We start from the raw sequence: 11,910 nt of genomic DNA, 5'->3' as shown, positions 1-11,910 counted from the left end.
GCGGTGGGCGGGCCCGGGCCCCGGGCCCTGCGCCCGGCGGGCCGGCGGGCGCCCGGTGGGGCGTGGCCGGGTGGTCGTTGCGGCCAGGTCAACGGCCCGTGGCCTGCCAGATCGTGACGGCCAGGGCGCACACGCCGGTCAGGGCCGCCAGTGAGGGCAGCGGCCAGCGGCCGTGTTCCAACGCCCTGACCCGGCCGGTCGCCTCGGTCAGATCCCGGTCGTGCTGCTCGCTGCGCTGTGCGAGGAGTGCGAGTTGCCCGTCGATGCGGGCGACCCCGACATCGACGTTGCGGCGGATTTCCGCGAGCTCCGCCGCTACCGCGGCCTGCTCGGGCTCGGTGGTCACGCCTGTTCCCCTTCCACATGGGTGTCCGTGCGGTTGCCAACGCACCGAGCGAACCACGGTTGCGGGCCGTGCGGGAGCGTGTGCGGGCGGTGTGCGCGGGTTGGCTGCGCGCGCCCCGTGCGAATGACGTTCCGTAACCACGCCCGCGCGCGCCTCCGGCGACCACCGAGGCCGGGCGGGGTGCCCGTGGCCAGCGATGTCAGAAGATCGCGACGTACGGTGACCGCCGGACGGCCCCCGAACGGAGGAGCCTGCCGGCCGGGGGCGGGGTGGACCGGCCGTGGGATATGGCTCACACCGGCCGGCTGACGGGCGGTCGGCGGCCTCCGCTTAGCGGGTTGCGGGGGGGCTGGCGGGGGTGTGGCATTGGGCGGATGTGGTGGGCGGTGGGGGTTGGGGTTGGGGGAGCGGTGGTCGCGGCTGCCGTACGCGCCTGCCGGCCATGCCCGCAGCGCCCGTCGTACGCGCCGGGCGGCGTCTGGCCTGCGTGGGGGAGACCGTGCCGGCCCGACCGGCCGGAGCGCTGCGGCCCCACGCGGGCCCGCCGGCGCAGTCGGCCCGCCCCCGCCCCGCCCCAACTCCTCCCGCTCGTAAGGTGATTGCGTACCGCGCCCCCCTGATGGTGTACGGGGCGCGCCCGGCCAGCTCCCTTCCGTGGCCCGAAGCGGTGCGGCAGCGGGGGGTGCTCAGGGGATGGCGGGGGTGTGGAGGCGCCAGATGCCGGGGCGGACTTCGATGCCGGTGGGGGCGGTGCGGTGGGGTGCCGACTCGTCGGGGGCGGTGGGGGAGTGGCCGCTCAGCCGGCCGGTGCACAGGTGGCCGGTGCGCAGCGCTCGCAGTGCGCGGCGGGCGAAGTCCTCAAGGCGTCGGTCGCGGAGGACGCCGGCCAGTTCGAGGCACTGGGCGAACGATCGTTCCGCCGCGTCCCACTCGCCCCGTTCCAGCGCGAGCAGCGACAGCACGCGCAGCGCCGCGTACCTGCCCCGGGTGTCCCGGGGCGTGCTGGCCACCGCGAGGGCCGAGTCCACGAGCCGCGCGGCATCGCCCAACTGGCCGCTGTCCAGGCTGAGTTCGGCGAGGCTGACCAGGCTGCGCGCGTACTCCCGCGGGTCCGCGACCTCCCAGGCGGCCAGCCGCGCCTGCTGGTAGTGCGCGCGGGCCTCGGGCAGTCGGCGGCGCTGCCAGGCCAGGTCGCCGAGCGAACGCAACAGCCCGGCCGCGGCCCGCCGGTCGCCGCAGCGGTGTGCCGCGTCCAGGGCGAGGCTGTGCGTGGTGTGCCAGTCCGCCCAGGCGGCCCGCGCCGCGAGCGCGCCGCTCATGCTGTCCGCCAGCCTGATCGTGGTCCGCCAGTGCCGGGCGGCGTGCGCCGCGATCACGACGGCGACCAGCTTGGGCTGCTCGGCCGTGAACCAGGCGAGCGGATCGTGCCCGACGGCGCTGGCGTGCCAGGCGCGTTCGGCGGACGTCGGCTCGGCCGCCGACCACCGGGCGCCACCGACCGCGGGCGGCGCCCCCCGCCCGGGCCCCTGACCGTCCGCCACCGGGGCGAACCGCGCGGCCAGCGCGTCGGCGGCGGGGCGCTGCGCTGGATCGCCGGTGCTGGACGGGCGGTGGTCCGGTTCGCCGGTCCCGGTTGAGGGGTGGTCCGGTTTGCCGGTCCCGGTTGGGCGGTGGTCCGGTTCGCTGATCCCGGTCGAGCGGCGGCCGGGTTCGCCGGTCCCGGCCGAGTGGTGGCCGGGTTCGCCGGTCCTGTTCGGGGCGGCGCGCTGGCGTGGCACCTCGCCCGGGGGCGGTTCCGCGCCGCAGTCGGGCGCCCCGCACCAGCACTGACGGTGCGGCGCGTGCTGCGGTGTCTCCTGCGGTGCTTGCGGTGTTCGTGGTGCCTGCCGTGGTGTCTGTGGCGCTGGCTGTGGTGCTCGCTGTGCCTGCTGGGGTGCGTCCGCGTCGCCGGGCGGAGTGGCCGGCCCGGTGGTACCGCGCCTGCGGCGCGCCCCGGCGCCGGCGCCCCGGAAGTCCTGCTGTTGTTCCTGCGCCGCAGGCAGCCCCGGATGTCCGCTGGCCCACCAGCTCCCGTCCGGGCCCCAGCCGCCGGGCCCGTCCCCCCGCCCGAAGACGTTGCCGCCCTGCTCGTACGCCGCCCCGCCGCCCAGCCCGTGCGCACCCGCGGCCTGCCAGTACGCCTCGCCGCCCCGTCCGTACGTGCCGTCCAGGCGCCCGTAGCCCACCTCGTCCAGCGTGTACGGCGCCGCCTTGGCCACCCCCTGATGCGCGGTCAGGAAGTGCTCCGGTGCCCGGTGCGCCGTCTCATGTGCCGGGCGCGGGTCGTGGTTGCCCTGGGTGCGGTCGGTGTCACGGCGGCCGGGGGCGAGGAGTGCGTCGGCGTACGTCGACGCGTCCGCGTACGCCTCGCACATCCGCTCGGTGGCGGCCCTTACCGTCGCCGCCGGCTCGTCGGCCAGCAGCTCGACGGCCAGCAGCCGCCACAGCTCGTGCAGCCGGTACTGGTCGGGGCGCGCCCCGGTGGCCTCGGCCACCTCCAGCAGGCGCGCCTCCACCAGCGCCTCCACCAGGCGCTCGGCCTCCCGCGCCGGCACTCCGAGCACGGCCGAAGCCACCCACAGGCCGAACGTGCCGCGCGGCAACAGGCCCAGCAGCCGGAACGCCTGCCGCTCGGCCGCCGGGGCCTGCCGGTAGGCGGCCAGCAGAGCGCCCCGTACGTCCACGTCGCCGGCGGCCAACAGGGCCAGCCGGCCGCCCTCGTCCGCCAGCCGGTCGGCCAGGGTGGCGGCGTTCCAGTGCGGGCGGGCGACGAGTTGGGCCGCGACCACCCGGAGCGCGAGCGGCAACGCCCCGCACAGTTCGCTCAGCCGGGCCACCGCGGCCGGCTCGGCGACCTGCCGGGCCGGCGCGAGAGCGGCCTCAAGCAGCGCGCACGCCTCGTCCGCATCGGGCACCGCCAGCACCACGGGACGCATCCCGTACAGCCCGGCCGGCAGCCGCCGGCCGGTCAACAGCGCGGTGCTGCCGGCGCCGGTCGGCAGCAGCGGACGCACCTGGGCCTCGCTGGTCGCATTGTCGAGCACCAGCAGCGTCTGCCGTCCCGCCAGCACCCGCTGCACCAGATCGCTCAGGTCCTCCGGGTCGTCGGGCAGCGGGCCCGGCACCTCGGCCCGGCGCAGCAGCCGCACCATCGCCTCGGCCGCGGAGAGCGGGCCCCGGCCCCGCGGGCCCAGATCGAGGAAGATCCGGCCGTCGGGGAACACCTCGGCACTGCGCTGCGCCGCCTCGACGGCCAGCGCGGTCTTGCCGACCCCGACCGGCCCTGCGATGGCCACGCAGCCGCCGGCCGGTGCGCGCCGCAGCAACTGCTCCACCTCGGCGAGCGCCGCGGCCCGCCCGGTGAACGCCGGGTCGGCCGCGGGCAGTCCGGCCGTCAGCGGGCGCGGCAGCGGCGGCCCCGACGGCGCGGCGGTGACCCGCCCCGCCGTCAGCAGCTGCGGGTCGGCGGTGAGGATGCGCTGGTGCAGGCGTTGCAGCGGCGGCCCGGGCTCGGTGCCCAACTCGTCGACGAGCGCGGCCCGCAGCTCGGCGAAGACCCGTAGTGCCTCGCTCTGCCGCTCGGCCCGGAACAGCGCCAGCATCAGATGCGCGTGCAGCTCCTCCCGCAGCGGATGCTCGCCGACCAACGCGCGCAACTCGGTCACCAGCTCGTGGTGGCGGCCCAACTGGAGGTCCGCCCTGATGCGTTGCTCAAGGGCGGCGATGCGTATCTCGCCCACCCAGGCCACCGCCCCGCCGAGCAGCGCGCCGTGCGGAATGCCGGCCAGCATGGGGCCGCGCCACAGCGCCAGCGCCCGCCGCTGGAGGTCGGACGCCGCGGCGAAGTCCCCGCGGTCCAGCGCCCTGCGCCCCCGCTCGTGCAACTCCTCGAACTCGCACAGGTCGATCTGGCCCGGCTGCGGCCGGAGCACGTACCCCGGGCTCTGCGTGATCAACGTCGCACGTCCGGACCGCGGATCGGCCGCCTGGAGGGTCTTGCGCAGGTGCGACACGTACACCTGGATGGTGGCGGTCGGGGTGCGCGGCGGCGAGCCGCCCCACAGTTCATCGGCCAGTGCGTCGACGGACACCACCCGGTCGGCCCGCACCAGCAGACTGGCCAGCACGATACGGAGCTTGGCGGCCCGTGGCGTCAGCGCCTGCTCGTCGGGCGGCTCGCCCGTCACTTCCAACGGGCCCAGTATCCGGAACCTCATCCCGCCCCGTGTTTCCGCCCGTTGAGCCGACCGGTTCAGCGGGCCAGCCAGTGACATGGTCTGTCCGGACACCGTCCCCGTGTCCGAACCGCTTCACCATAGGTCCCGTGCCACACCGCGCGTGAGGTGGGCCCGCCCCCTAAGCGGCCCTTAAGTCGCCGGACCTAAGTACTGCTTAAGCTCGCCCCTCGACCATCGGAGCCCGTCAGCGCGGCACGGGCCGTCGCTGGCCGCCGAGCTGAGCCGATGCGGGAGGGGTCGTGTTGCCGAAGCCGTCGCGCGTCCCCGGCCGTCGCCGCACCGGCCGGCGAAGAGCGCGCGCCTGACGTCGCGGACCCTCCCCGGGGCGCTGCGCGGCGGTGCCCCGCCGGGAACGATTCCGGCCCGGCGGTCATCCTTTCTGGCGTATCCGTACGCTGTGGCGACCTGCCCGACTGCCATCTGACCCTTGGAGGACTGCCATGACGGCCGCCGAGAGCCCCAGACCGGGACCGCCGCTCGGCGTGCCTATCGAGGTCGTCGGCGAGGACCGGGGCTGGGACCAGGTGCGCACTGAACTCGACTCCGCGGGCTCCGTACTGCTGCACGCGCCTCTCGCCGAGTGGTACCCGGGCGTGTCGTCCACCGCGGAACTCCGGGCCCTGCTCGGCGACGACTGGTCCTGCTACCTGTCGCTGGCCCATCCCGACCTGCGGGTCCAGCACGCGGCGTCGCGGATGTTGCTCCAGCACGCGGCACGGGTGGTGTGCCAGGACGGTCGGGGCAGCAGCGAACTCGGCTACGGTCCGACCGGCCGCCCCTACCTCCGCGGCTGCGACGGGATCGACATCAGCCTCAGCCACGCGGACGGGCTGATGGTGGTGGGGCTGACCACCCGCGGGCTGATCGGCGTGGACGTGGAGCGCGCCGACCGCCCGGTCTACGGCAAGGGCCTGGGCCGGCACATCTGTACCCCTTACGAGCTGGTGACCCTCTCCCACCTGCCCGAACGCGAACGCAATGGCAGCCTGGTCCGGCTGTGGACGCTCAAGGAGGCGTACAGCAAGGCCATCGGGCAGGCGATGAAGTTCCGCTTCACCGAGTTCGGCTTCGCCCCGGACGGCGGCCCGATGCGGGTGCAGCGCCCGGACGGCAGCCTGGGCGACAGCCACGAGTGGGCGTTCAGTTCGGTGGTGCTCGACAGCGGGTACCGGGTCAGCGCCGCCGTCTTCGACGCCGCCGCGATGCGGGGCGAGCGGGAGTGGGCGGCGGTGGCGGCACCCCGCGGCTCCGCGGACCCGGTGGACCCGCCGGACCCGCTGGGGCAGCCCGCCCCCTGCACCGACGACCCTGCGCCGGGCCCGCTGCCTTGAGGCTTCCCGAGTGGGGGCGATGGGCTGGGCGGGGGCGTCGTGCGTGGGCGCCTGCCCGGCTGGGGGTGTTGTGCGTGGGCGGCTTGCCCAGTTGGGGAATGCGCGCCCGGTCGCCGGTCCGGCTGAGGACGGTGCGCCCGGTTGCCCAGCCGGTGCCGGGGAACCACGTCGTGCCAGGGAACCACGGCGTGCCGGGGGAGCACGCCGCCGCCGCGGCGTACGGCAGTGGCACGGCTAGAAGTCCTGGACCACCGTGGCGGTCGCCTCCGCCACCCGGCGCCCGTGCTGGGTGAGGGTGACGGTGATGGGCACCGAGGGGCGCTGGCCCGCGTCGCGGCCGAGGCGGCCGGGGACCGCGGCGCAGACGACGGTGAGCTGCGGCTCGGCCCGGGCGCGGAAGAGCACGCGGGAGGAGGCCACGGTGGTACGCGACGGCGCGAGCCCGTAGGTGCGCCCGGCGGCCAACAGGGCCGTCTGGCGCATCGCTTCGAGGAGCAGCATCCCCGACAGGTGCGCACCGCCCTCGGCGGCGAAGACCCGGTGGTAGGTGCTGGCCAGCAACTGGGTGACGAACCGTCCGTACGTGGACTCCGTCGGCTCGCTCACCACCACGTTCGCCGGGCTGCCGCGCCCGACCTCGGCTGCCTCCGCCGGCCGTTGCGGCGCGAGCGGCCCGAGGTCGTCCTCGCCGCCGCCGTCCCCGTGGCCGTCGCCTGGCCCACCGCGCCCGCCGGCCGCATCGCATCGGCCGCCCGCGCCGTCCGTGATGGCGGCATGGGCCGTGGCGGTGGTGCCGGGGACAGCGGCGATGCCGGTGGTGTGCGAAACGTCGGCGGTGCTGGGGAAGTTGGGGAGACTGGGGAGTCCGGTGCTGGTGGTTGGGCCGGTGGGGCCAGCGGGGCCGGCCGGGTTGGTGGGGCCGTTCGGTAGGGGCGCTCGGGTCGGACCGGACCTGTCGGGTCGTTCGGCCACCCGGCGCGGTGGCGCTGCGCCCTGGCCCGGGTGGTGGAGCGGGGAGTCGGGCGGCAGGAAGGCGAGGCTGGCGGTGCCGGTGGCGCAGCTCACGCCGTCGATGGCCAACTCGCTGTGCAGGGCCACCCCGCGCGGCACGCCCCGGAGCACGTCGGTGGGCCGGGCCCGTAACTGCACCGTGAGGTCGGAGCGGCCGGGGCCGGCGCGCCAGCCGGCGACGTCCGTGACGCTCAGCCCGAGCCGTGCGAAGACCGCGCGCCGCTCGCCCGGCAGGCCGAAGTACCGGTGCCCGATGAACTCCCCGACCTGCCGCGCCAACTCCGCGGCGCCCTGCACGTCGTGGAAGTGGTCGGGGCCGTCGTTGAACAGCGGGTGCCCCAGCGGCGTCTGGGTGACCAGGACGAATTCCTCCTCGCCGCTGGACGGCGCGTCCAGGAGGTAGTGGTCCCAGCTCCGCGGGCGGTGGATGAGGTGGCTGGCCGTGCCGTCGACCGCGGGCCAGGCAGGGGTCCGGCCGGCGGCGCTGTCCCCGCGCATGACGCTCCCTGGGCCGACGAAGGGGTGGTCCGCGGCCCGCCGAGCGGAACCGGCCGACCTGCGGCCATGCTGCCATCCGCTGTCCGGCGCCCGGCACGGGCCCCCTACCCGGGCCCGGCCCACGGCTCCCGTGCCTCGGCCGTCCCGGCCATCCCGTATCCCGGCCATCCCGCGTCTGGGGCCCGCGCCTCCCCCGGCCGGCCCGCTTCTGGTCCGGGTCGCTTCCCGTCGGAGTTGCGCCGCCGGTACGAAGGCCAGCGCGCCCCACGCGTCCCGCGCGCCAAGCGGCCTACGGGGCACCCCTGTTCGCGGCGGGGAGGCTCAGACCGTGTCCTGGGGGTAGGACAGCAGCTTGGAGAGCGCCGCGTTGGCGCCGGCCTGGAAGCGGCTGGTGGCCTCCAACTCCTCCATGATCTCGGCGATGTGGCGCCGGCAGGTCCGTACCGACATGCCCAGCCGGCGGGCGACCATCTCGTCCTTGTAGCCCTCCGCCATCAGCCGCACGATGGACCGCTTGAGGTCGTCTGTCACCGGGTCGGACTCGACGCTGCCCAGGTGGAAGGGGGTGGCGCCGCGCCAGAGGTGCTCGAAGACCGAGCAGAGGAAGGCCACCAGCGTCGGTTCGCGCACGATGGCCGCGCCCGGCTCCCGCCCGACGGGCTTGTGCTCGGGCAGGAAGACGACCTCCCGGTCGTAGATGATCATGCGGTCGATGACTTCTTCGCTGGTCCGCAGCTCGCCGCCGTGCTCGATCAAGTCGCGGACGAAGGACCGGGTGGCGAGGTCGGTACGGGCGGAGTGCTGATAGACCGTCCGCATCCGCACCCCGCGGTCGAGTATGCCGAGGGAGACCTTGCGGGCGGCGCTGAGGATGTGGGCCGGGCGGGCGCCGCCCGGCTGCACGGTCAGCACCTCGCTGCGGCAGCGTTCGCTGAGCTCGTCGAGCAGCGACTGCACCGTCGCCACGTCCGAGACCACGTCGAACGCTTCCATACGGTTGCGTTCGCGACGACCGTCGTAGTACGCGGGGGTCAGCGACAGCATCTGGGCCCGCACCTCGGTGACCGCGTGCTGGAGGTCGCGGATCTGGTTCTCGGCCGACCCCACCAGCTCCACCGCTGCCGCATCGGGGCTGACCGGGACCAACAGGTCGGCGTCGCCCGGGGTGGGGTGCAGCAGGCAGAGCAGGCCGAGGACCCGCTCGATGCGCGCGGCTTCCTCGGGCGAGATGCGCAACTGCTGGGCGATCTCGTGTCGGTTGAAGCGGCCGAGCTGCACCGCTTGGCGGTAAGCTGCCGCGCTCATGTCGTCCAGCTCCGCGAATGGCGGGTCGGAACCGATGGTTGCCGACATCCCCGTGCTTCCCCCTTCTGCCGAGCACTTGCTGCCTTGCAACTTTAAGTCATCGGCATTTCCTTGGAAATGCCTCGAAGCGTTGAGCCCGGTGAGGCTGCCGCTCGGCAAGCGTGTACTGCCCATCACGGTGCGTGCCGTACACGCCAGAGCAACGTCAAAGCTTCCTCCCTAGAAGGAAAAGGAAACTGTCCCGCGCTAATCTTGTGACCGTCAAGGTCTGTCGGTGGCTGGCGCCTTGAGTCGTGCAGTCTATGGCCGACTGCGGTGCCTGCCCCGGTCCCGAGCGGAGGAAAGAACGTGAGCACCACTTCGACGCACCCGACGATTCCGATGATCTTGTCGACGGCTCTCCGTGACCCGATCTGGGCCGGCTGAACTAGCGTTTGAGCACGTCAGAGCGGTTGCTCTGGCGCCACTCCACGGCTGCTTGGCGCATGACGGCGGGTCCTCGCCTTCCTTGGCGGGGGCCCGCCGTCATGCCGTCGTGTTACTCGGCAGTCGCACCGTAAGGCTTCACACAAGGTGACGCGGAGCGCTCGGCGACGGCCGTTACGGGGTGTAATGCCGGGGGGTTTGGTGGAGGTGTCGCGGAGGATCGATATAGCCGCGAAAAGTGAACGTGCCATCGGGGCGATATCGCCGTGGATACCCGCCGAAATTCCATACGGCAATCTCGATTATTTGTTCGCCGTATAACGGCGAGGTGACCCGACGTGTAGTTCCGTACGGCACTGTGCTCGGGGTGATGAAAAATCCGGGGAGTAGTCGGCAGTCCGGGGTCCCCACGGCTGAGGCGAAGCGGAATCTTCGGTTCGGGGAAAGGGCGCGGCCGGGGCCCGCGGCTGGGGCTCGATTCAACGGGCGTGGACTTGGTCATCTCTTGGTTGGCTCTTGAGGGTCACTTGGTGGGTGCATTTGCTGGTTGCTGCTGCCGTTCGGCTCGGTCGGGGGCTGGCGAGAATGCGCGGGTGTCCGTCCGCGGCGGCGGCCGGCGGAGTGTGCAAAGCGGGGCGATAGGGCGTCAGGAGTGGCGAGGGGTGTCGCGTGTGACGCGCCGGGCGGGTGTGCAGGGTCCGTGGGGGTGTGGTGCCGAAGGGGGGAAGCGCGGGTGGCCTGCGATCTACGCGCCTCGAAGCAAACGCTTGTGGCCGAGCGCCCGTCCGCGCCCGTTCCTCCAGTCGGAGCGGCGCCCGCGCTGGTGGGGGCGGGTGTGGCCGGCCGGAATCGGTGGGCGGCCGGGCGGGGCGCCGGGCGGCAGGGGTCGGGCGGTACGGGCCGGCGTCGGCCGGTCGGCGGCGAGTCGCGGGGCGATGCGGGCGTGGGGGTGCGGCAAGTGCTGCCTCCTGTCCGGAAGTTGTCATCCGCAAATGCCAGGAGCGCCACCCCTTTCGGTGGCCATGGAGTGGTCGTCGGTGAGATCTGCCCGAAGTCGGCTGGGGTCGCGACCGGATTCCCGACGGCTACCGCGGGGGCGCGCGCCGGGATTCAGGGGGTGACTTCCCGGACCGGTCGTGTATTCAGGTCGTCATTTGATCGAGACCCGATCGAAATTTGAGGGACGGCGATCCGGATTCCCTCATTTCCCTTCCCGGCTCGTGCGCTCGCGGGGCAGGTTGTTCCAAAGAAGGAATCGCTCAGCGGGCCGACCCGGGCCCGCACGAGTGATGCGCATACGGGCCGTGTACGTCCATCAACTGTCTGTGGAATATGCCACTCCGCTGCGGAGCGTCGCCGTCCGGCGCCCCCGCGGCGGTCACGCACGGGCACCGCCCAGCAGGCGCGACCCGCCACGCCCGCATCCCGTGCCCGACCGGGCAGCCACCCCGGCGCACGCACGGGTGACACCGCCGCCGTCCCTTTGACGGGGTCACCCGCACCGGTCTCCAAGGGTCGGCCGAGCCCTGCCACACCCGCTCTGGTCAGGGGCGATGGCGCGCAGCGGCCCGGCGCCGCCGGGGTGGCGATAGCGCTCTGGGGGGCGGGCGAAACCCTTAAGTGCGCTGGTCGCGCCCCCATCCATCGATAGGTGTGCCCCCTGTTCGCATGGTGGACGCCGCCACACTCCCCGACCACGCCCGGTACGCCTGCGACGCGGGCTTCGGCGGGCGGCGCAGGGTGTGTGGGTGCTCGGCTCTAGGGGGCGCGCGCCGCGGAGATGAGGGGTAGGGCGCCCTTGGCCGGCACCCACCCCCGTGCGATGGTGAGGAACGATCGCACCCCGTTCCCCGGGGTGCGGCTCGGGCATGGCGGATGACGCCACGCGCGGCAGGGCGGGGGCGGCGGGGCGGCTGCGGCACGAGTGCCGCGCAGCGGCCGACCCCGACGGCGTGGAGGGAGGGGAGCATGCGGCCTGACCCGCGAGACGAGACCCAGCACACCCGACTCTGGCCCACGACGACTCCCGTCCGGATCGCCTCCGCCGGGGCCTTTGCGCGGATCACCTCCACTGGAACCTGTGGGCGGATCGCCGCCCCTGTGCTCCCCGTGCCGGCCGCCCCTGGGGTGGCTCTCGCGCGGATCGCCTCCGCTGTGGTTCCCGCCCGAGCGGCCTCGGTGGCGGGCCGCCCGCCGTTCCCGGCCCGCCTGCTCCCGGTCCGCCCAGCGTCGGCCGACCCGTTCTCGGCCCACCCGGTCCCCGCCCTGTGTCGGCGATCCGTGCCGGAGTTGGCCACCCCCGAGCCGTTCGCGTACCGCTCCCCCCACTTCCCGTACCGCCGTTCCTGCACCCGGGCCGGTGGCGCGCGTCCGGTGTCGCGGGTCGTGGGGGCGGTCGTGGCTCGGGGCGGCCGGGCCGTGGACGAGGGCGGGCCGCAGGGGGTGAGTGGCGGGGCGTCGAATCGCCCGCCGTTCGGGCGGGTGGCCGGGTCGGGTTCGTCGTGCCGTCGTCTCCTCTTTCTCCTGATGCTCGCGCCTGCCGCTGCTGCGCGCCGAGTGGCCCGTCAGGTCACGGCAGGCCGCCCTTGGTTCCGTGGGGCGACGGGCCGGCCGCTGACAGCGCTTTCCTCGGCCCCGCGCGCGACGCCGGGCGAACGGGTCACCGCCACCCGCGATCTGACTCCGTGGCCGCCGCGCCGCTCGCCGGGTCCCGTAC

General features: G+C 74.4%; 5 protein-coding genes. 1 reads left to right on the top strand and 4 read right to left on the bottom strand.

The genetic code is table 11. The features are described 5' to 3' along the window. Positions 1–88 precede the first annotated feature (88 nt). The gene (locus AAHZ94_RS17550) at positions 89–346 is read right to left on the bottom strand and encodes a hypothetical protein (RefSeq protein ID WP_349993860.1); all 258 of its coding nucleotides are present in this window, start codon (positions 344–346) and stop codon (positions 89–91) included. Positions 347–1,032: 686 nt separating this feature from the next. Then, positions 1,033–4,602 carry an AfsR/SARP family transcriptional regulator gene (locus AAHZ94_RS17545; protein WP_349993859.1) on the bottom strand — a complete coding sequence of 1,190 codons (3,570 nt, stop codon included), beginning with the start codon at positions 4,600–4,602 and terminating at the stop codon, positions 1,033–1,035. 461 nt (positions 4,603–5,063) lie between these two features. Here AAHZ94_RS17545 and AAHZ94_RS17540 point away from each other — a divergent pair, with 461 nt between their 5' ends. Beyond that, positions 5,064–5,954 (top strand): 4'-phosphopantetheinyl transferase family protein, encoded by an 891-nt coding sequence (locus AAHZ94_RS17540; RefSeq protein ID WP_349993858.1) that lies wholly within the window; start codon positions 5,064–5,066, stop codon positions 5,952–5,954. A 234-nt stretch (positions 5,955–6,188) separates the two neighbouring features. On the opposite strand, the gene AAHZ94_RS17535 is transcribed toward AAHZ94_RS17540, so the two are convergent. Next, the gene (locus tag AAHZ94_RS17535) at positions 6,189–7,463 is read right to left on the bottom strand and encodes an AfsA-related hotdog domain-containing protein (protein WP_349993856.1); all 1,275 of its coding nucleotides are present in this window, start codon (positions 7,461–7,463) and stop codon (positions 6,189–6,191) included. Between the two features lie 321 nt (positions 7,464–7,784). Continuing rightward, positions 7,785–8,816, bottom strand: a complete 1,032-nt coding sequence (locus tag AAHZ94_RS17530) for a LuxR C-terminal-related transcriptional regulator (RefSeq protein WP_349993854.1) — start codon at positions 8,814–8,816, stop codon at positions 7,785–7,787. Positions 8,817–11,910 lie beyond the last annotated feature (3,094 nt).

Origin of the sequence: Streptomyces sp. HSW2009, from assembly GCF_040240285.1 — a bacterium.
GTDB lineage: Bacteria > Actinomycetota > Actinomycetes > Streptomycetales > Streptomycetaceae > Streptomyces.
Note: the sequence above shows the minus strand (reverse complement) of the source record. Positions and strands in the feature narration are given on the sequence as shown.

Excerpts from the sequence above, each read along its gene's own strand:
- AAHZ94_RS17530 (WP_349993854.1), bottom strand. The coding sequence starts at position 8,816 with ATGTCGGCAACCATCGGTTCCGACCCGCCATTCGCGGAGCTGGACGAC.
- AAHZ94_RS17545 (WP_349993859.1), bottom strand. The coding sequence starts at position 4,602 with ATGAGGTTCCGGATACTGGGCCCGTTGGAAGTGACGGGCGAGCCGCCC.
- AAHZ94_RS17535 (WP_349993856.1), bottom strand. The coding sequence starts at position 7,463 with ATGCGCGGGGACAGCGCCGCCGGCCGGACCCCTGCCTGGCCCGCGGTC.
- AAHZ94_RS17540 (WP_349993858.1), top strand. The coding sequence starts at position 5,064 with ATGACGGCCGCCGAGAGCCCCAGACCGGGACCGCCGCTCGGCGTGCCT.